At 45.5% G+C, this 21460-nt stretch carries 19 protein-coding genes and 1 tRNA gene; 10 read left to right on the forward strand and 10 right to left on the reverse strand.

Features of this window, described 5'->3' with window-relative positions; genetic code table 11:
• Positions 1 to 39 precede the first annotated feature (39 nt).
• The 7 genes from AYK67_RS16535 to AYK67_RS16565 form a co-directional block, all read right to left on the reverse strand.
• Positions 40 to 1122, reverse strand: a complete 1083-nt coding sequence (locus tag AYK67_RS16535; RefSeq protein ID WP_068089494.1) for a BMP family ABC transporter substrate-binding protein — start codon at positions 1120 to 1122, stop codon at positions 40 to 42.
• 179 nt (positions 1123 to 1301) lie between these two features.
• On the reverse strand, positions 1302 to 2378 hold the full coding sequence (locus AYK67_RS16540; protein WP_173645127.1) for a BMP family ABC transporter substrate-binding protein: 1077 nt from the start codon (positions 2376 to 2378) through the stop codon (positions 1302 to 1304).
• Positions 2379 to 2460: 82 nt separating this feature from the next.
• Positions 2461 to 3381 carry an ABC transporter permease gene (locus AYK67_RS16545; protein WP_068089500.1) on the reverse strand — a complete coding sequence of 307 codons (921 nt, stop codon included), beginning with the start codon at positions 3379 to 3381 and terminating at the stop codon, positions 2461 to 2463.
• Positions 3368 to 4450: an ABC transporter permease gene (locus AYK67_RS16550; protein ID WP_068089503.1), complete on the reverse strand. Its 1083-nt coding sequence runs from the start codon at positions 4448 to 4450 to the stop codon at positions 3368 to 3370. The genes AYK67_RS16545 and AYK67_RS16550 overlap by 14 nt, the downstream gene beginning before the upstream one ends.
• Positions 4440 to 6071: an ABC transporter ATP-binding protein gene (locus tag AYK67_RS16555; RefSeq protein WP_082735893.1), complete on the reverse strand. Its 1632-nt coding sequence runs from the start codon at positions 6069 to 6071 to the stop codon at positions 4440 to 4442. The genes AYK67_RS16550 and AYK67_RS16555 overlap by 11 nt, the downstream gene beginning before the upstream one ends.
• Positions 6072 to 6554: 483 nt before the next feature.
• A complete protein-coding gene (locus AYK67_RS16560; protein WP_068089506.1) occupies positions 6555 to 7259 on the reverse strand; it encodes a CDP-alcohol phosphatidyltransferase family protein in 705 nt (234 codons plus the stop codon).
• 35 nt (positions 7260 to 7294) lie between these two features.
• The gene (locus AYK67_RS16565; protein WP_208976326.1) at positions 7295 to 8242 is read right to left on the reverse strand and encodes a DUF2182 domain-containing protein; all 948 of its coding nucleotides are present in this window, start codon (positions 8240 to 8242) and stop codon (positions 7295 to 7297) included.
• Positions 8243 to 8429: 187 nt separating this feature from the next.
• Here AYK67_RS16565 and AYK67_RS16570 point away from each other — a divergent pair, with 187 nt between their 5' ends.
• Positions 8430 to 9701 (forward strand): UbiH/UbiF family hydroxylase, encoded by a 1272-nt coding sequence (locus tag AYK67_RS16570; RefSeq protein ID WP_068089508.1) that lies wholly within the window; start codon positions 8430 to 8432, stop codon positions 9699 to 9701.
• On the opposite strand, the gene AYK67_RS16575 is transcribed toward AYK67_RS16570, so the two are convergent.
• Entirely contained in the window at positions 9698 to 10651 is a 954-nt protein-coding gene (locus AYK67_RS16575; protein ID WP_068089512.1) for an AEC family transporter, read from the reverse strand. The two genes, AYK67_RS16570 and AYK67_RS16575, sit on opposite strands and share 4 nt — an antisense overlap.
• A 224-nt stretch (positions 10652 to 10875) precedes the next feature.
• Here AYK67_RS16575 and AYK67_RS16580 point away from each other — a divergent pair, with 224 nt between their 5' ends.
• The 3 genes from AYK67_RS16580 (at position 10876) to hspQ (ending at position 13559) form a co-directional block, all read left to right on the forward strand.
• Entirely contained in the window at positions 10876 to 11787 is a 912-nt protein-coding gene (locus AYK67_RS16580) for a lysophospholipid acyltransferase family protein (protein ID WP_068089516.1), read from the forward strand.
• A gap of 95 nt (positions 11788 to 11882) precedes the next feature.
• Positions 11883 to 12914, forward strand: coding sequence for an HpcH/HpaI aldolase/citrate lyase family protein (locus AYK67_RS16585; RefSeq protein WP_068089519.1), 1032 nt, complete (start codon positions 11883 to 11885; stop codon positions 12912 to 12914).
• A 321-nt stretch (positions 12915 to 13235) separates the two neighbouring features.
• The gene (gene hspQ / locus AYK67_RS16590; protein WP_082735894.1) at positions 13236 to 13559 is read left to right on the forward strand and encodes a heat shock protein HspQ; all 324 of its coding nucleotides are present in this window, start codon (positions 13236 to 13238) and stop codon (positions 13557 to 13559) included.
• A 108-nt stretch (positions 13560 to 13667) separates the two neighbouring features.
• Here the strand turns inward: hspQ and AYK67_RS16595 are convergent, their stop codons facing one another.
• Positions 13668 to 14285, reverse strand: a complete 618-nt coding sequence (locus AYK67_RS16595) for an invasion associated locus B family protein (protein ID WP_068089525.1) — start codon at positions 14283 to 14285, stop codon at positions 13668 to 13670.
• Between the two features lie 307 nt (positions 14286 to 14592).
• On the opposite strand from AYK67_RS16595, the gene AYK67_RS16600 reads away from it, so the two are divergent.
• The 6 genes from AYK67_RS16600 (at position 14593) to AYK67_RS16625 (ending at position 20774) form a co-directional block, all read left to right on the forward strand.
• Complete coding sequence (locus tag AYK67_RS16600; RefSeq protein ID WP_068089530.1) at positions 14593 to 16452, forward strand: extracellular solute-binding protein; 1860 nt, start codon at positions 14593 to 14595, stop codon at positions 16450 to 16452.
• Between the two features lie 36 nt (positions 16453 to 16488).
• The gene (locus AYK67_RS16605) at positions 16489 to 18126 is read left to right on the forward strand and encodes a class I adenylate-forming enzyme family protein (RefSeq protein ID WP_068089532.1); all 1638 of its coding nucleotides are present in this window, start codon (positions 16489 to 16491) and stop codon (positions 18124 to 18126) included.
• 30 nt (positions 18127 to 18156) lie between these two features.
• Positions 18157 to 19383 (forward strand): hypothetical protein, encoded by a 1227-nt coding sequence (locus tag AYK67_RS16610; RefSeq protein ID WP_068089535.1) that lies wholly within the window; start codon positions 18157 to 18159, stop codon positions 19381 to 19383.
• 47 nt (positions 19384 to 19430) lie between these two features.
• Positions 19431 to 20087 (forward strand): DsbA family oxidoreductase, encoded by a 657-nt coding sequence (locus AYK67_RS16615; RefSeq protein WP_162265136.1) that lies wholly within the window; start codon positions 19431 to 19433, stop codon positions 20085 to 20087.
• Between the two features lie 16 nt (positions 20088 to 20103).
• Positions 20104 to 20541, forward strand: coding sequence for a lactoylglutathione lyase (gene gloA, locus AYK67_RS16620; RefSeq protein ID WP_068089542.1), 438 nt, complete (start codon positions 20104 to 20106; stop codon positions 20539 to 20541).
• A gap of 158 nt (positions 20542 to 20699) precedes the next feature.
• Positions 20700 to 20774, forward strand: a tRNA-Glu gene (locus tag AYK67_RS16625).
• A gap of 198 nt (positions 20775 to 20972) precedes the next feature.
• Here AYK67_RS16625 and AYK67_RS16630 read toward each other — a convergent pair.
• On the reverse strand, positions 20973 to 21434 hold the full coding sequence (locus AYK67_RS16630; protein ID WP_068089653.1) for a peptidylprolyl isomerase: 462 nt from the start codon (positions 21432 to 21434) through the stop codon (positions 20973 to 20975).
• Between the last annotated feature and the right edge of the window lie 26 nt (positions 21435 to 21460).

Below are 21460 nucleotides of genomic sequence, written 5' to 3' on the forward strand. Positions count from 1 at the left end.
AAAAAGCCCTCAACTTTGGAGGGCTTTTCAAGTCAAAAATTAATTGGGGAGTGGTGCTTTCATACCTTCCAAGAAAAAGTTCATTTCAAGGAGCTGCTTGTCTGTTGCAACTTCACCATCTTTGAGAAAGACCGTTCCATCTTGCCGCTTTAGCGGCCCTTTAAAGATGACAATCTTTCCATCGCTAATCTTCTTTTGTGTATCTTTAGCGAGCGCAACAAGTTCGGCATTAACATTTTTTACAGGTGCCATATGCACCATGTCCTGGTTAAAGCCACCCCAGGTATTCTCTGCCTTCCAATTCCCATCCAAAACAGCCTGTATGCGGCGCTTGTAATAAGCCCCCCAATAATCAACGATAGCTGTTATTTGCGCATCAGGAGCAAATCGCGACATGTCGGAAGCTTGGCCAAATCCTTTAATACCGCGTTCTTGTGCAACTTGTAGCGGAGCCGGAGAATCTGTGTGCTGCACCATAATATCAACACCCTGGTCAATAAGCGCTTTGGCAGCATCGGCTTCGCGGCCCGGATCATACCATGAGTTCACCCAGACCGGTTTAATCTGGAAGTCAGGGTTAACTGTTCGAGCCCCTAAAACAAAGGCATTCATACCACGGATGACTTCTGGTATGGCGAATGGGGCAATATAACCGGCAACACCAGTTTTTGAAACCTTAGCGGCAAGCTGGCCAATTACAAAACGTCCCTCATAAAAACGTCCACCGTATGGTGCAACATTTTTAGTCAGCTTATAACCTGTAGCCGTTTCAAACTTCACACGAGGAAATTTGCGTGCCACTTTGATAGTTGGATTCATATGGGAAAATGAAGTGGCAAAAATCAACTCATACCCACTTCTTGCCAACCGTTCTATAGCCCGCTCGGCATCGCTGCTTTTTGAAACACTTTCGATAAAGCTGGTCTTGATTTTATCACCAAAGTATTTCTCAACCTCGATACGCGCCTGGTCATGCTGATAGGACCAACCATGGTCACTAATCGGCCCCACATATACAAATCCAACCTTGAGAGGTTCTTTTGCCTGACTAGGCAATACACTAGTCATATTAAGGGCGAATGCTGCACAGGCAGCGCTGATCATTGCTATTATTTTACGCATTTGCGTTTTTCCTCATTCTAGAGGTTCTTATTATGAGCTTTTTGCTCTTATAGAGGCTGGGCATACGTTGACGCCAACCCAAAAAAATCTATGGCAAACAAATAGCTAAAGTCTGTTCCACCATTTACTGCACCAAAAAAGCACGCGGTCAGTTAAAACCGCGCGCCCAAAACCGTCGATTATTCAGGGAGTTTATCGTCGATCCCTTTTATGAAGAAGTTCATGCCAAGCAATTGTTTATCACTCGCAATTTCTCCTTCTTTTAAAAATACGGTACCATCTTGCTTAATGATTGGACCTTGGAAGACTTGAAGTTGGCCAGATTGAATTGCATCCCGTGTTTGGCTAGACTTCACTGCAACCTCTTGGCTAACATTAGTGAAAGGAGCCAAGTGCACCATCTCTTTATCAAAACCGCCCCAGGTATCCGTTGAGCTCCAAGTATCATCAAGCACAGCACGAACCCGAGCAATATAATAGGCATCCCAGTAATCAACAATCGCTGTTGTTTGTGCCTCCCGAGCAAATTTGATCATGTCGGAAGCTTGACCAAAACCTTTAATGCCGCGCTCCTGAGCAACCTGTAAGGGGGCTGGCGAGTCAGTATGCTGCACCATAATATCAACACCTTGGTCAATAAGCGCTTTGGCAGCATCAGCTTCGCGGCCCGGATCGTACCAAGAGTTCACCCAAACAGTTTTGATCTTGAATTCAGGGTTTACGGACTGCGCCCCAAGCATAAACGCATTCATACCCCGTACCACTTCGGGAATTGCAAAAGACCCAATATAGCCCGCTGTTCCACTCTTGGAAATTTGTGCCGCCATTTGCCCTAGAACATAACGCCCCTCATAAAAACGTGAGCCATAAGTGGAAACGTTTTTAGCGCGCTTGTAACCTGTTGCGTGCTCAAATTTAATTTTCGGATATTTTTTGGCAACCTTAATCGTAGGGTTCATAAACCCGAACGAGGTTGTAAAAATCAAATCGTGCCCACTGCGTGCAAGACGCTCAATCGCACGTTCAGCATCCGGACCTTCAGAAACACTTTCAATGTAGGTCGTTTCAACCAGATCACCAAAGTGTTCTTCAATTGCCTTTCGCCCCTGATCGTGCTGGTAAGACCAGCCATGATCACTCACAGGCCCCACATAAATAAAACCAACTTTGACTTTATCTTTGGCCAAGGCCATTCCGGCAGAAACGCCCAATGAAATGGCAGCTGCGGTTGCAAGCTTTAAAAGTGTGCGCATCAAGCACCTCCCCTCAAGCAACGGCTCCAAATTTGGAAGGTTTTTGCGCCATACGAGCCGCTTAATATAACGCAAACAGAATTCTTTATCGGTCAGGACGAAATGGCTTACCCAAACATGCCGGTGTATTTATTTTTGTAAGTTGCTTATTGCCCGAGATAATCACCAGAACAAAAATAGTGACGATATAAGGCAGGCTAGACATTAATTGCGATGGCAAGGCAATTCCGTATGCTTGAGCATGAAATTGCAAAACAGACACAGCTCCGAAGAGATAAGCGCCTAATAACAAACGTAATGGCCGCCAAGAGGCAAATACAACCAGCGCTAACGCAATCCATCCGCGACCTGCTGTCATCCCCTCTGTCCACTGCGGTGTGTAGGCCAGAGAAAGATAGGCCCCAGCCAAACCGGAACATGCCCCGCCAAACAAAACAGCACCATAACGCACTTTGCGTACAGAATAGCCCAACGCATGCGCGGAGCGGTGATTATCACCCGTTGCGCGTATGATTAGCCCTAGGCGGGTTCGAAACAATACGAACGAAACCAGAATAACGCCCAGTATTGAAATATAAACAAGGGCATCTTGTGCAAATAAAAGACGACCGACATAAGGCAGCTCACTTAAAAACGGCAGTTCAAGCTGCGGAAGCTTATGTCCGGGTTCACCAATAAAACTCTCACCGATCAAGCCGGACAACCCGAGGCCCAAGATAGTTAAAGCCAAGCCGGTCGCTACCTGATTACATAATAAATGTAATGTGAGAAAACCAAAGAGAAGTGACATTATCATCGAGCAGACAACAGCAGCAATAACACCAAGGCTCATAGAACCCGTTGTATGCGCCACAGCAAAACCGCAAACAGCTCCGATTATCATCATCCCTTCGACACCGAGGTTTAAAACTCCGGCACGTTCACAAATCAGCTCACCAAGAGCCGCTAATAGCAGCGGTGTAGAAGCCGTAACAATTGTGAGTAGTATAGGCTCAAGCCACGTCATTACCGGCCTCCCTAGGGTTAACCAGTCGAACCCGATAGTGTATGAGTATATCGCAGGCCAATACAAAAAAGAGCAGCATTCCCTGAAATACGTTTGTCATTTTATTGCTTATGCCAAGGCTAACTTGTGCTGCTTCACCGCCAATATACGATAGGCCTAGTAACAGTCCCGCAAAGATAATGGCGATTGGATTCAATCGTCCCAAGAATGCAACAATAATTGCCGTAAAACCGTAGCCAGGAGAGATAACAGGGGTTAGCTGTTCAATGGATCCGCTAACTTCAAACACTCCCGCCAAACCAGCAAAAGCCCCAGAAAGCAAAAAGCCAAACCAAACCATTCGATTACTGGAAAATCCTGCAAACCGCCCTGCCCTTGGGCTTTGCCCTAGTACTTTTATTTCAAAACCCTTCAAGGTTTTGCTCAGTAAGAACCAGATTAAAATAGCAACAACAATTGCTATCAACACCCCGAGGTGTAAGCGTCCATCCCCAAACTTGGGAAGGACATGTGCACTATCAAAGATGCGGCTTTCAGGGAAATTAAATCCGTCCGGGTCGCGCCAAGGTCCGCGCACAAGATAATCAAGAAGATACTGGGCAACATACACGAGCATTAACGAGGAAAGAATTTCGTTCGTGCCAAAGCGGGTCTTCAATAAGGCAGGAATGCTAGCCCAAAGCATACCGCCAATTGCACCCATAAGGATCATCGCGGGCAATGCAAAGCCACTAGTCCATTCAGGATATAAAATCGGAATTATTGAACCAAAGATAGCGCCAATCGTAAACTGCCCTTCAGCCCCAATATTCCAGGTATTTGAGAGGAAGCAGACACATAAACCAACCGCTATGAGAATTAGCGGCCCTGCCTTTACAAGCAACTCTTCAAGAGACCAATAGCTATTCAGCGGCTCGATAAAAAACGCATAGAGCCCCTCAAGCGGTGAAACCCCGTAAAGCGCAAAAATTCCGCCACCAAGTATTACGGTTAATGTAATAGCAAGAATAGGAGAAACGACGACCATTAGCCGTGAATGCTCTTGCCTTTTAACAAGTTCAAGCCGCATAAGGACCCTCATTATCCTGTTGATTTTCTGCCATTCCAGCCATGAGAAGACCTATTTTTTCACGGCTAATAGTTGCGACAGGTTCCGCCTTTGAGAGTTGCCCTCGGGAAATAACGCTAATTCTATCAGCAACTTCGTAGATTTCGTCAAGATCTTGAGAAATAACAACCACAGCAGCCCCACTGCGTGCCAGATCAATGATTGACTGACGTATGAGTGCCGCCGCCCCCGCATCAACACCCCATGTCGGCTGATTTATCACCATCACTCTGGGGCGTCGGTCGAGTTCCCGGCCAACTATGAATTTCTGCAGGTTCCCACCTGATAGAGCACCCGCTTCCGATCCAGGGTGAGCCATACGAACATCATATTCATCAATAATGCGTGCCTCCAGCGCATGACACAGCGACTTGTTCACCATGCCAGCAGAAACAAGCGCATCACCACTACGATGGCGCGTTAACAAAACATTCTCTGTCAAGGACATATCAGGTACAGCGCCATGCCCCAGCCGCTCTTCCGGGACAAAAGCAGCCCCAAGGCGGCGGCGCGCATTCACCCTGCGTCGACCACAAGGTACGCCAAGGTATTTTATTGCGTAGCTATCTTTTAGGCGCGTTTCACCCGAAAGCACATCAAAGAGCTCCCCTTGCCCATTCCCGGCTATACCGGCAATAGCAACAACCTCGCCACCTTGCACCTGTAAGCTTATATTTTTTAAAGATACAGAAAACGGACCGCTACCTTCAAGGCTGAGCGCATCAATTTCGAGCAGCGTCTTACTTGTTGCTGTTTGTCGGTGCGATGTAATAGAGTGAACTTCTCCACCCACCATCATTTGCGCAAGGCTTGCAGCCGTTTCTTTGGAGGGATCACATGAGTGTACAACTTTCCCATGCCGCATTATCGTCGCGTTATGGCATATGAGTTGCACTTCTTCCAACCGGTGGCTGATGTATAAAATGGAACACCCTTCGTCAGTAAGTCGCTTCAAGGTAACAAATAGCTGCTCGGCCTCTTGAGGCGTTAGAACCGAAGTCGGCTCATCCATAATAATCAAGTCAGGGTTTTGTAAAAGGCAACGCACAATTTCTATGCGCTGGCGCACACCAACGGGCAAATCTGCAACCAATGCATGCGGATCAAGCGGCAACCCGTAGGAGTGCGATACACGTGCAATTTGCTCAGCCAGTTGCTTCTTTTTAAATCCTTTTGGCAGGGCAAGTGCAATATTCTCGGTAACGCTCAGTGAATCAAACAGCGAGAAATGCTGAAAAACCATTCCAATTCCCAGCTTACGCGCAGCTGAGGGGCTGGAAACCTCGGCAGGTTTCCCCTTCCAAAATAACGTTCCCGAACTTGCTTTTAGGGCGCCGTATAATATTTTTACGAGTGTAGATTTTCCGGCACCATTTTCACCAAGTAAAGCATGAATTTCTCCAGGCTTAATGGCAATGTTTACACAATTGTTCGCAAGGGTACTGCCAAATTGTTTTGAAATATTACGTGCTTCAATGAGGTAATCAGCATGATCATCCTCACCACTGGTCTGCAGCTCATCAGGCACGATAACAGAACCCCTTCTTCTCTCCCGTAAAACCGGGTATGATTGCAAGACCATTCAAGATAACAGATGGCAAAATACTCCAAAAACACAATGGAGAAAGCACAAGAGGCGCACAAACCACATAGCTGTACGTTCTCACCTGTTTCTATTTGTCATAGCAATAATTAAAGTTGCCAAGACCACACCAAATTGACACACATATCTAAAGAAACCCTAGCTATTCTAGGGGATTATGACTTAAATGATGTCCATATCGTCTTGTTCGCCGTTCCTTTAGTTCATAGTGAACCAATTGAAAAGGTCTAGAACAACGAAATTAATTGGCAGGGCGCGTTTATCCATTCGTATGGTAATATCTCTCAGCGTGAGAAGTTGATAAATATCAATAAAAACAATAATTTAATTAATCCATCACTATAAAAGTGATGGATTTTTCTCCACAATACATTTTTTTCACCCTACAAAACTCGGGTATTTCAACATCAATTCGGGCGCGAAAAAATATTACTGAATCGAAAAATAATGCAAAGCTGCGGATTAATTTTCGCGCTGCCCAATTATGACTTGCTGGAGGGCACCTGCTGCAAAAAGATAACAACTCGTGGCAGTTATGACCCAATACACCAGATCAGAGATTACAAAGCTTTGAGCAAATGAAGTAGCCAAGCCCCCGACCCAAACAGCCAATACGATCAGTGTAAAAGGACGCCACATTTTTGTTCGGACAGGATGAACAAACTCGACAGGCAAAAACGTTAGTATTGTGCAAAGGGCGACCATAAATAAAATGACGCTTTGCGAAGCCTGTAACCCAATCAAAACAGCAATAACCATATTCCAGACACCTGGAAAACCGCTAAAGCCGCCGCTGCGCGTTTTCATATTACCATCTGCAAAATAAATCGCACCGCTATATACGATAACTGAGCCGCATATTAATGCCCACAAATCAGAGGTTAGGCCGCTTTGGTAAAGCGCAAAGGCGGGTAAAAAAACATAGGTAGCGTAATCAATCACTAAATCGAGAATAGCACCACTCCAACGAGGTAACCGCTTGGCAACTTCAAAGTGGCGCGCTAAAGGCCCGTCCAAACCATCAACAAAAAGAGCGATAAACAACCAAAGAAACATCAATGGCAAATCATTTTGTGCGCCAGCAATAACAGCAAGTAAAGCCAATGGTGCCCCTAGTGCTGTGAGCAAGTGTATTGCAAATAGCTTATTATTATTTTTCAAGCGCACTATTTTAGCCCTTTGCTGTTATTAATCTATCTAGATTATGTACCCATAAGCCGGTCAATGAAGTGTTGTAGAACGGGCAGTTCATCAGTAGCAAAATATAAATAACCACCACCCCATATAAGAAGCAGAACCCCGATAGCATAACTTAACTGTCGAGTTCCATAACTTTTTTCAAGCGCCATCACAAGACCAAGTATTGCGATCCAGAAGATGTTCATAACCCCTACGGCAAACATCAAACACATCAAAACCCAGCAGCAGCCAAGACAATAAACACCCTGCTCTAATCCAAATTCAAAGCTTGCCTTACCGGGTGACTTCATCGATTTACAACTGGCATCCACTGCCTTGGCAATTACAGGGACACGGCAACGGTAAAGGCATGCCTGCTTAAAAGATGTAAACTGATAAAAACCCGCGACTATTATGACTGAGGCTGCAAAAAACGATAGTGCCGGTGCCATCATGGGGTTCAACCCACCCAAGGCATGTAAGGCAAGCTGCAATGCGCTGGCAATAAATGAAAATACGCCCCAAACGCATATATACCCAAGCACCACCCAAATGACAGCCCAGTCAGAACGCCGACTATGGTAACTATAAAGCATCGGATAAGCTGTAGGCAACATCATAGCCAACACCATCATCAGCCACATGATAAATACCATTGTAAAGTCGTAGAAGCTGAAACTGATGAGATCTGGCATACCAAAAGACTCACCCGCTAGCGGCAAGCATAAAGCCGCCAGTTGCGCACGAACTTCTGGCGCAAGCCCTGCAAACATGTTCATTTCGTTAAACAGTGCCATACCGGGGCCCATTTGCCCCATATCCATGCGCTGCACCATATCGGCAACCATCAGCCCTAAGTACAACCAGCCTGCCATCATGCCAATTGCAACAATAATGAATGCCAAATATGTGTGAGTAAACCGATATAGCGCACCAGCAGTCTCTGGCCGATACATTTTATTACCGCTCATAACTCATTACCCCACAACCCAACGACAACAGCTGCCTAACGAAACAAGATAGGCCATATACACAGCTATCAGAGAACCATCATATAAACAAATATGAGATGTCTTGCATTCACGCCCATGGCAAGACTTGCTTTAACAGAAGAAATACCTAGATTGCCAATAGAAACGACGAAGCGATGGCAATTCAATGCAAAAAATCACTCAATCAATGCCCCCAAAAAACTATAGTATAGCAATCGTTGGTGCAGGACCTGCAGGTATAATTGCCGCCTTAGCACTATCAAAACAGATTGAAAATGGAAAATTGCCTCCTAGTTTCAACATTGCCCTCGTTGGACCTCAACCAAGCTTGACAGACTGCCGCTCTACGGCGTTGATGCAAGCATCAAAACAGTTTCTTGAAAATATCGACCTATGGCAACCCCTTGCCAGTAAGGTGACGCCACTGCAGAATATGCGGATAATTGATGCCACAGAACGGCTCATACGCGCACCGGAAACAATTTTCAGAGCTGAAGAGATAAATCAAGATGCTTTTGGCTACAATATTTTAAATAAAGACTTAAACCTAGCTCTCGTTGCTCAGCTTAAAAAATCGCCTCACATTACATGGCACAACACTACATTTGAAACATGTGATGAATATGAGGAAGGTAGACTAGTTAGATTAAGCGATACCTTAACTTTCACCAGTCAACTCATTGTTGCCGCTGATGGACGTAACTCGAAATGCCGTGAGCTGGCAAATATAAATATTAAAAAATGGCAGTACCCACAAACGGCGCTGGTACTGAACCTCAAACACGAGCGAGCACACAATAATACATCCATAGAGTTCCACCGGGCAACGGGCCCATTTACACTCGTGCCGATGCCTGGAAATGAATCTTCTCTGGTTTGCGTCCTCTCCCCCTCAAAGGCAGAAGAACTGAATGCTTTAACCGATGATGAGTTGGCACTCGCCTTGGAAAAACTAGCTTACTCCACGCTCGGAAAATTCACCGTTTCTTCCAAGCGGCAACTTTACCCTATGTCTGGCTTTAGCGTGAATAAGCTTGCCCATCAACGCACCGTCCTCATAGGTGAAAGCGCACATGCCTTCCCGCCCATAGGCGCACAAGGGCTAAACCTAACAATGCGCGATATTGCGCAGCTAAGCAGTCAGATTACATCCGCATTTGAAACTGACCCTGAAACTCCAGAGATTGGTAATGAAACCTTCTTACAAACATATGATCAAAAACGTAAACTAGACGTCAGTACGCGTACAACAGCTGTCGACCTACTCAATAGATCATTACTCTCCAACGCAATTCCAATTCAAATGGTGCGCTCAATAGGACTTTACACGCTCGCATCTCTCCCCCCCCTACGGCGCCTGATAATGAACGAGGGCATCGCCCCCATGTGGCGCACACCTAAGAATATGCGCAAAGCAAGTAATGAGAGAAACGGCTAGCTGCCTGGTAAAATATAGGTGTTGACCAAATATATCATCAAGGGCACGCTAATAACGGAAACAAGCGTGCCGATTAAAACAGCACTGGAGGCTCTGCGCTCATACGCTTGATAGTGCTGTGCCATAATATAAACATTTGCCGCAGGTGGTAGGCTTGCCATTAAAACGGCTGCAGCAAGCCAAACAGGGTCGACCCCCCCGACGAAACTGAGCAGCAGATAAACAAGCGCCGGGTGCAAAAACAGCTTCATAAGCAACAGCAAAGGTATTTCAGCGGTAAATCGCTCACCTTTTTGCAGCGCAACAGTAATACCCATGGCAAATAAAGCACAAGGAGCTGCCGCATTTCGAAGAAGTGAAAGCGTCTCATCGAGAAAAGTTGGCAAGCTAAGCTTCAATGCAGCCACAAGAACACCGGCGGCAACAGAAATAATAAAAGGGTGCGTGCCAATTTTCACAGTGATTAACACCAGAACTTGCAGCAAGCTCTGTTGTCGATTTCCACTAATCGACATAAGTAATGGCACGAGCACAAACAACAATATGGTATCAAAACATAATATCAAAGCTGTCGGCACAGCAGCCTGCTCCCCCAAAACGGCAAGCGTAACCCCCGGTCCCATAAAGCCAATATTTGAATACGACCCCACAAGCGCTTGAATTGTTGCATCTGCCATCCTGCCGGAACTCGCCAAGACGCCGACAAAAAAGGCAAGCGTGAATGCGCAATAGGTAGCTGCCGTTGTCGCGGCCACAAAATCAAAGGAAGCAAGCTTATCTAATGGCGTTTGTGCAACCATTTGAAACAACAGGGCTGGCAGAGCCAAATAAACAACGAAAAAATTCATCCAGGAAAGGCCGTCTTTAGGATGTCGCCCCAACCTGCCAGAGATATATCCTATAAATATCAATAGGAAGAAGGGAAGTGCTAAAGTAAAAACTTCAATCATCACCTACCCCTTTTCCCTAGATATGTGATCACAATTACTTGTTACCCACCACTTCAAGGCAGGATAGCATCGTTTTCCATCAAAGCAGTATATCCTATAGGAACTTATTATCACACCACAATTGATTTCACTGGATTTAAAGAGTATTGAACCTTCCTAGTAACGCCCTTATCGCAGTCAATGCATCAGCAGTCTGCCAAAATGAAAAGTTTGTTCTGTTTAAGATGTTCTCACAATACAAAGCACTCATAAAACCTTTCAGGGGAGCACTATCCTATCTGGCAAACTATTCAGAATATTTGGGCCTAATTCTTGTAAGCAGCATTTTAAGGGCAATGTCTTTGGATCGTGCCTCCGCTTTTATGGGGACATCATGGCGCGTTATTGCGCCGCTAACCAAACGCCACGAAAGAGCACGCCAACACTTGCAAACCGCTTTCCCTGAACTATCAAAGCAGCAGCAAGATACAATACTCCTGCAAATGTGGGAAAATTTGGGCCGCGTAGCAGCAGAAACACTCTTACTTGACCAATTGATTGCACAGCCCGAACGCGCAACCATAATCGATCAGAACGTATTAGATAATGCAACTTCCAAAAGCAAAGCATGTGTTTATGTAACGCTTCATGCTGGAAACTGGGAGGTCGCGGGCCTGCGCACCGATGCCATTGGAAATGGTATTGCTGGGGTCTATCAGGCACTATCAAATAAGCGCTCTGAGGACTTTTTAATGCGCCGCCGTCTCCCCCTCTACAAATACGGTTTATTTCAAAAAAGCCACAGCACAGGGCCGAAATTAATGTCTGTACTCAAACAGGGCGGTTCGGTTGCTTTTGTCGCTGACGTGCGAGACAAGCGAGGCGTTCAAATCAAGTTTATGGGTAATGAAGCCACGGCAACACATATCCCCGCTTTGTTGGCCCGCGCTTTCAAGGTGCCGTTGGTGGCTATCTACGCGCAGAGAACAAATGGAAGCCATTTCAATATTCGGGCGCAAGAAATCCCCGTTTCCATTACAAAAAATCGCACCCAAGATGCTTTAGTTACCACACAGGCCATTCACGACTGTTTTGAAAACTGGATCAAGGAAGACCCCGGTGCTTGGATGTGGATCATGCGTAAGTGGTTTACATAGGAACGGAGAAGAATAAACTCCACCAATAGGTGGATTTTTGCAGTGCACAATTTCTGTTAGAGTTGAACCAACATTATACAGTTGGAGTGCACCCTATGAAAAATTATCGCTCATTCTATTCCCCTCTCGCCATGGGAGCGCCTCAGCCCTTTCGACAAATGCCCACAAAAGTGGAGCGAATGATTCACTTTATCCCCCCGCATTTGGAAAAAATCCACCAGAAACTGCCACAGATTATTTCGCAGGTTGATGTTGTTCTTGGCAATCTAGAAGACGCTATCCCAATTGAAGAAAAGCAAAATGCGCGCCAAGGGTTTATTAAACTTGCCCAAGAGAATAACTGGAACGAAACAGGCTTGTGGGTGCGTATAAATTCACTCGAAAGCCCTTGGGTACTAGACGACATAACACAAATAGTCGAAAAATGTGGTAACCAGCTCGATGTGATAATGCTACCGAAAGTAAACGGCCCTTGGGATATACATTATCTTGACCAATTGCTTGCTCAGCTTGAAGCTCGTAGCGCGATTACAAAGCCGATATTGATTCATGCAATCCTAGAGACAGCAGAAGGCGTGAATAATGTCGAAGCCATAGCGGCAGCCTCGCCACGTATGCAAGGCATGAGCTTAGGGCCCGCTGATCTTGCCGCCTCGCGTGGTATGAAAACAACACGTGTTGGTGGTGGTCACCCACATTACAGAGTGCTGGCTGATCCTTCGAACACTGAAGATAATTCCAAACCTGAGCGGGCTTACTATCAACAAGACCTCTGGCATTATACACTTGGCAAAATGGTAGATGCCTGTATGGCTCACGGCATTAAACCATTCTATGGCCCCTTTGGCGACTTTGCTGATATTGACGCCTGCGAGGCTCAATTTCGCAATGCATTTCTTATGGGATGTATGGGGACCTGGACACTCCACCCTTCTCAAATTGAAATCGCACGCCGTGTCTTTTCACCAGACCCAGAAGAAGTCGATTTTGCAAGACGTATTATACAAGCGATGCCCAATGGTGCAGGTGCCGTGATGATAGATGGCAAAATGCAAGATGATGCCACATGGAAGCAAGCAAAAGTATTGGCTGATCTGGCGGATCTCATTGCAAAAAAAGAAATGTAACTTAGCGGATAATAGTTTCACTGTTATCAGCTAGTAAGGGTTAAAGACAATCAATAGAAGACTTGACTTTAATTCAAATCATGCCATTAGTTCCGCTCTTGCGATATAATAGTCTCGTGAGCTATATTTAACTGTGTTGATACAGCTGCCTCTATCATACGTGAACCATCTGATTTACTAGGGTAATGATGGTTTGACGTCTTTGATGGCAGCGCCGTTTATTTGCCTCGTGCATTAAACCGTATCAACACTTCAATGCGCCGAGCGCTTTAAAGTCCAGAAAGATAAATAGTTCTGGTGTAATGGTATGCTATGGAGAAAATGAGAGAAGCTAAGTTTGGTATTGGGCAGGTCGTACGTCATCGCATCTACCCGTTTCGTGGTGTAATTTATGACGTTGATCCGACCTTTGACAATTCCGAGGATTGGTGGGAATCAATACCTGAAGATGTGCGCCCCGATAAGGACCAGCCTTTCTACCACCTTTTGGCTGAAAACTCCGAGACAGATTATCTGGCTTATGTTTCCGAGCAAAATCTGGAATTGGATCAAAGCGGTACACCAGTATCACACCCACAAATAAACGAAATTTTCTTTGAAGATGAAAATGGCGCTTACAAACCGCGCGATGTTGAGTTGCATTAACAGGCTAACCACAGACCGACATACAACGTGCCGAGAAACAACCCTAATAATAAGGCCCCCGATTAGAAATCGGAGGCCCCAATAGAATAGCCAAATTACGACCAGTTATTAATTGGCATTTTCACTCGCTTTATGCTGCTGCTCGATTAAGCGCTGACGCGCTGCCTCAGCGCGTTTTTGCAATTCAGCTTGTAAACGCTCTTGTTTTGCCTGCAGCTCCTCGGGCTTCATAGCTGCGCCGTCATAAACCTTGGTAAACCCTGACAAGGTCAACTCAAAAGGACGCGGCTTGCCTTGCTGATTGAAAGTCGTAATAATCAGCTTGCTGCCCTTTTTCATCGCGCCAATAAAGTTGGCATCAATCACCATTTCAGTAATACAGGCATTAGGAAAGCATATTGTGTATTTTGCTTCACTTTGCTTATTGCCATCAATTTGAATGCGAACACCTGGTTGTATCAACATTCCAGGGGGAACAGCAACGTGAAACAGTTTACGGGCTTCCCCAGAAATTTCGCGAACAACAGCTTGAGCTAGTAGCTGTCCAGTCTTTGTCCGCAGCTCTTGCGTAATCATACAAAATTCTTTTTTGGACTTAGGGTCCGTATTACATACTTTTATCCAAGGGTCGTTAGCGCTCTGGGCTTGCGCCAGACCCGCTGTTCCTATCATTGTCACAGCAGCAAAGGCACCAGCTGTCAAAAAATTCCAAAATTTATTGGCCATCCCAAAATATCCTTAACTTTTCGAAGTTGCTCTAAACGATTTATTAGAACCTCTCCTTTGGTCATGACAGACTTAACGTGCATTTCTTCCTATCGCAAGCAAGCTAACGCTAAGAAACTACGTTAAACGGTAATTGACAGTTCGTAAGCCTGTCACTTATGCCAGTCACTCTTTCTTTAAACATGTCAGCAACAAATTTCCACCTGTAGAATGCCCAAAGTTTCAAGCTTTTCCAAAGCTGCTTATACTAGGGGTTGTTCGAAAGCGGAATACTGGTAGTCTCAACCAGTCTGATTAGGGGGATTTAATGGTGTTTTTAAGGTATTACAGAATCTTAATTCAAAAAATATGCATCTCAACGCTGCTTCTTATTGCCGCTTTTTTACCAGTTAATGTTAATGCAGCTGAGGATATTCCTTGGCAACACGCCATTTCGATGATCGGCACACCTGCACTTGAAGCCGATTATGATCACTTCGCCTACGCCAACCCCAATGCCCCCAAAGGAGGTAAAGTTGTATTTGGTGTCTTTGGAACATTTAACTCACTAAATTCATATGCTCTTAAAGGGGCGTGGACATCGGCGCGCGGCATGCGCGAACGCCCCATGGGTAATAATATCCTCGAAAGCTTACTCATTAGAAATAACAATGAACCATTCACACTATATACTCATTTAGCTGAAGCAGTTCGCATGCCAGAGGAGCGCAACTGGATCGAGTTTCGCCTAAATCCTAAAGCTCACTTTTCGAATGGAAAGCAGTTAACTGTAGAAGACGTTGTTTTTTCTTTCAAAACCCTTCGCGATCACGCACGCCCCCCCTACTCTTCCTGGTATAAAAAGGTTACCAACTTTGAAAAGACTGGGCCAAATTCACTTAAACTACATTTCAAAGATGGTTCTGACCGCGAATTGCCCCTATTGGTATCGCTAGCCCCTATTTTTAATAGTGAAACCACAGATCCAAATTCTTTCGAAAATACAACGTTAACCCCTCTAGTGGGTACTGGTCCCTACCAGTTCAAAGCCATAGAACCGGGTCGTCGTACGGTTTATGAGCGCACGAAAGATTATTGGGCAAAGGACCTGCCACAAAAACGTGGCTTTGATAATTTCGATGAAATCATCGTCGAGTACTATCGCGATTATAACACCATGCTTGAAGCATTGAAAAAAGGCGCAATCGACACAATGGTCTTCACCAGTCCTGCGCTTTGGACTGAAACAATGACATTTCCTGCCACCAAAGCAGGCGATCTTCAAAATCTAGCCTTCACAAGAAAAACGCCCCCTAATTTAGTGGGGTTGGCATTTAACACCAGAAAAGAAGTTTTTTCCGATGTAAGAGTGCGCCGTGCCCTATCTATGCTATTTGATTTTAAAACGATCAACCGCACACTATTCAGCAATCTATACGTGCGTACAAACGGTTACTGGGATCACTCTGAGCTTTCATCTATATCTCACCCAGCATCCCCAAAAGAGCGGGAATTACTAAGTCCTTACCCGGCCCTGGTTCCTGAAGATGTAATGAACGGTACTTGGCACGCGGCCGAACCTGATGGCCACGGTATTGATCGAAAAACCCTCAAATTAGCTTTAAACATGCTCGGCAAAGCTGGCTATAAGCTAAACTCGGGCCGCCTTTTAAACTCGCGTACCGGCAAACAAATGCAATTTGAAGTCATGATTAAGAATAATGATGAAGAAAAGGTCGCACTTGTTTTACAACGGACAATGAAGCTCATCGGCATTTCAATGAGTATCCGAATGGTAGATGCGGCTCAGTTTGAAGAGAGACGAACAAATTTTGATTTTGATGCCACCTTTAACATTTGGTTTGCCTCACTTTCTCCTGGTGGCGAACAGTACGCCCGATGGTCATCAAAAGCAGCTGATATAAAAGGCTCTCGTAATATAGTAGGTGCGAAAGAACCTGCTATTGATGCTTTGCTGGATAAGCTTGTGGCCTCACGTTCAAAGCAAGATTTTGTTGCAACGGTTAGAGCACTCGACCGAGTTCTAATATCAGGTGCCTACGCAATCCCGCTCTATCACCCTCCGGCAGAGTGGTGGGCAACTTGGAAAAAACTCTCGCACCCTAAAACAACCCCTTTATATGGGGTACAGTTTGACACATGGTGGCAAACTGTAAAAAACAATTAAAATAAGCGATTATGACTTTCAGGAGCAGCCTGCTATATGATTTTGTCCTCGGAAAAAACAATAACAAGTTATAACCAAAGCGGTGTATGGGGAAATGTTACCTTAGACGCCCTGTTTCGCAGGGCTGCACAAAATAACCCGAACCGCATCGCTCTGGTAGATGCTCCTGACCGTCAAGACTGGACCGGCGGTGCGCCAAGGTCTTTAACCTATGCACAGGCAGAAACAGAAATTCGCCGCATTGCCGGTTTCTTTAATACTGTTGGCTTGGAACCCGATGATATTATCGCCATCCAATCCCCCAATACTGTAGATACAGTATTGTGTATTCTAGCAGCACTTCGAGCGGGTTTGATTGTATCCAGCTTCCCACTGCACTGGCGTCATAGTGAAATTCTACCATGCTTGAGTGATATCGGTGCCAAAGCCTTGATCACCGCTGACCGGGTTGAAACACGAATGCTTGGAGAAGATGCGCTTAATACGGCAGCCGATTATTTTTCCCTAAAATTTGTCTTCGGGCTGGGCAAGCAATTACCGGATGGCCTCATTGATATGGCACCAATGATTGCAGAATCGCCCGAAGCGTTTCCCGAGCCACGCATTTCTCGCCAAGGGCATGCAGCCAACCACATTGCCACACTCACATGGGTTCATACCCCAGCAGGCCCCAAGCCGATACCGCGCAGTCATAACCATTGGGTTGCAGCTGGCTTAATGCCCTTTTTGGAAACGCGCTTGCCCTCCGCTGCAAAGCTTGTCATTCCTTACATCCTCTCCGGCCTCACCGGGCTTGGCGCGGGTTTAGTGCCATGGTTACTTTCCGAAGGAACTTTGCACCTGCACCATCCCCTTGCCCTTCACTCGCTCATTGATCATGCGCGCTGGATTGAAGCCGATTATATCGTTGTGCCTGGCTCTATTGCTCCCAACGTAGATAGCTCCTTGGCTTCTTGGGGGACAAAAGTTATCGCGGCATGGAATGTGGCGGCAATGACGCCACTTGAGTACAAGCCAGAAGGTGAATTCTATGATCTGCATATTGCAGAAGAATATGGCATGGTTGCAAAGCTACGCGGTCAAAGTACCCTTCCCAATTCCTTTAGAATGGGAAGCATCAGTGCACCATCAGCCAGCCCACATGCCCCGACGCTGCTTGAAATAAGTGCTGCAGAACAGGATTTACCCGAAAACATTCACGCCTCTTTTAAAGGCGCTATGGTTCCAGATGTTGCCTGGCCCGATAAAAAACCTGCATTTACATTTAGTGAAAGCGGCGAGCTGCAAACAAATATTCCTCTCGATATTTGCGAAGAGAATGATGCCATTATCTACGGCTTCAAGCGGCCTGAAAGCTATGCCCCGGGGATGACGGATTTACCTCGTCTTGACGATATTTTCACTGGCTTTCCCGGTGTAAAGGAAGCTGCAGCATTTTTAGTGGAGGATGAAATCGTAGGTCATCGCCTCATGGTAGCCGTTGTCGCTAAGGACAGCCGCATGGTGGAAGTAGATGACTTCTACGCTTATTTAGATGCCGCAAGAGTGAGCCTAGCCATTTTGCCGCATAAAATAATAGCCTTGAAGAGATTACCTAAAGACATACGAGGCCAAATAGATCGAGAACAACTCGCAATACGCGTACAACCAGCTTTAAAAGGAGCTGTGGCTTAAAATAGGTACCGGTAGGAGAAGAATAACAGCGTGAATAAAAACGGCGCAACGGACATACAACAAAGTACTGCCAATAAAATCTTGGTTATCGCGCCAGGAAACCACCATCTGCGCGACCGCTGGGGCTGGCGCACTTCAGCACAAACTATTTTTCACATAGCCCAATCCTCCGAAGCCGTTAAAGCCGCCTTTTCGGCTCATAATGTCCTGCCCAAAGCTGTTATTTTAACTTGGCGCACAGTCAATCCACCCGAAACAATTGAATATATACAATTAATCAAGCAGTTTCGTCGTATCAGCCAAATTGAAATCCCATTCATTATTTTCGCCAGCCAAAACGCAATCATTCCCCCAGACCTCAAGCCACATAGCGTTTTTTGCGAGCCTGTCCCAATACAAACATTACTTGACGAAGTTGAACATTTACAACGGTTTATCATTCGTGCCGAAGAGGCGAAGGTCAGACGGAAGCTCTTTGGTCCCTTACTAACAGAACGCACTACGCATGACCAATCAAGAGCGATCCTATTATATGGCCATCATCAAAAAGCTCAGCTAATACAAAATATAACTGGGCGCAAAATTATTGAATTTGGCAATAACGAGGACCTTTTTGCCATTCCCGCAGACGACAAACAGAAAATTGACGCCGTCGTCATCGATTGCCCGGAATGGTCAACCGTGAATATTATTCCGCAAATACCTAACATCTTTCGCACACAACGATTACCAATCATCGCAATTTGTCATGATATTGACGAGACAGAGCGTCTATATAGTTCTGGTGCCAGTGCCGTTCTCTTCAAAGGCACAACAACCTCGGCCTTTCGTTCCCACTTAAACGTCATTTTAAGGTCACAGCGCCGCTCAAGAATAAGCGATGCCATGCTGCAACGATCAAGCCAATGGTTATCACGTAGCGATAACAGTGGTGTCGTTTCGAAGCGGGTCTTTGATCTTTATATGAACGGCTTAAAACGTTCCACAAAACGACGCGGAGAAACCATAAATCAGCTGAACCTGTTAGAGCTAATTGAACGTTTTACCAACTGTAAGCTCAGCCAGTTGACCAATAACGGCGACCATCTTACCGGCACAGTTCTATCCATCGCGATGGCAGTGTGCAGAGATGAGGATTTTGTCGCAAACGTCGAAGGTTATGGCCCTGTAGCCGTGTTAAGAAGCAAGCAAGGGCTGGATGAGTTGTCATCACGCATTCTTTTGATGGTGCAAACCACAGGCCTTGGTAATGGTTAGGTGGGTAAAGCAGTACCTAACCATTGATATTTAAGGATTATATTGCTTTGCAAACAGCTCCTGCACTCAACATTGAAGTAGTTTTGGATTTCATTTGCCCATGGTCCTACATTTTTTTAAAAAAACTTGACAACGTTATTGAGCAAACAAAAAATATAGAAAAGCGAATAAACTACCTCCCTTACCTACTTGAGCCGGATTTACCAGCGACCGGAGTGGATAGAAACCATTTCCTTCAAAAGAAGTTCGGATCAAAAGAGAATTTACGCAAAATCTTACCCCCGCTCAAAAGTGAGAGTGAAGCGTATGGCATACAGTTCGATTTTTCTAAAATAACAAATATCCCCAACACGCTCGATTGTCATCGAGTGGTTCAATGGCTTGCCGACACGCCCTATCAGAAGCAGTGCATAGAAATCATTTTCCAAAACTACTTTTCGCATGGCATAGATATCTCGAATACTAATCAATTGATTTCACTCGTTAAAAAGCTTGATATCAACACTTTGGAAATTGAAAGATGGCTGCAAAGCCCAAAAGACATAGAGCGTGTGAAGTCAATTGATGCAAACCTTAAATCTCTTGGTATCGCTGCTACGCCTTTTATAATTATTAATAACCAATACACCCTATCGGGGGAAGAAAGTATTGAGACCATCAGCGCCGCAATAAAGTTCGCAAAATCAACCATGGCTGAGAGCTAAAAGACAAAGGAAAAAAATGAAGTACTTACATACGATGGTGCGTGTCAAAGATCTAGAAAGCGCCCTTGACTTCTACTGTAACAAGCTCGGTTTGAAGCAAGTAAAACGATCCGACTATGAAAACGGTCGTTTTACACTTATCTTTCTGGCTGCCCCTCAAGATATAAATGAAGACACAACAAACGCCCCGTTTTTGGAGCTAACATATAATTGGGACCCAGAAGAATACGAGGGCGGTAGAAACTTCGGTCACCTAGCTTACGAAGTCGGCAACATCTACCAAACATGCCAAGACTTACAGGATAAAGGCGTCACCATATTACGGCCCCCTCGCGACGGTCACATGGCCTTTATCAAATCGCCAGATGGCATTTCAATTGAGCTTTTACAAAAGGGCAGCGCCCTTCCCCCTCAAGAGCCTTGGAATTCCATGAAAAATACAGGTTCTTGGTAAAAAGAAACGCCGTGTCCCACAAAAAGCTGTTCTTTTGGGATACGGTTTTCCTCAGTATTGGAAAAACTATAAAAAAGCACATTTAGCTCTTGTCAGCATTAAAAATTCCCCCTATAAGCCCTCTCACCGAGCAACACTAAGGTGTTGCAAAGTGGTAAGCGCCCATCGTCTAGCGGTTAGGACGCCGCCCTTTCACGGCGGAAACAGGGGTTCGATTCCCCTTGGGCGTACCACCACCCTTTAATATCTTCCTTGAAATTTTACTGGTTTGCAATTTGCGCTATAAGATTGCATTTCATATTGTTCAACAGCCCCTATCAGGGCTGGCCAAGTATTATTTATAGGTTTTCATATCATCATCATTTTCTCCCACAAAAAAGCCGCGACAACTCAGGGTCATCGCGGCTTATTCAAACAAGTTTTCTGTAAGCTTAAGCGTCAGCAGCCACTTTGATGCTCACAATTTTGTCAGGGTTTTGTACAGGCTCACCACGTTTGATCTTGTCAACGTTTTCCATACCGGAAACAACCTGACCCCAAACAGTGTACTGACCATCAAGCCAAGAGCTATCAGCAAAGCAAATAAAGAACTGGCTGTCACCGGAATTCGGATCCATAGAACGCGCCATAGAACAAGTGCCACGTACGTGCTTGGCTTCGTTGAATTCTGCCTTCAGCTTCTTGCCAGAACCACCAGTACCTGTGCCCATAGGACAACCGGTCTGGGCCATAAAGCCGTCAATTACGCGGTGGAATACGATGCCATTGTAAAAGCCGTCGCGCACCAATTCTTTAATACGTGCCACATGGTTTGGTGCCAGCTCAGGACGCATTTCAATCACAACATCACCTTGAGTGGTTTCCATCAAGAGTGTGTTTTCGGGGTCTTTGATATCAGTCACAGGCCCATCCTTATTTT

Origin of the sequence: Polycladidibacter stylochi (genome assembly GCF_001562055.1) — a bacterium.
Taxonomy (GTDB): domain Bacteria; phylum Pseudomonadota; class Alphaproteobacteria; order Rhizobiales; family Stappiaceae; genus Pseudovibrio; species Pseudovibrio stylochi.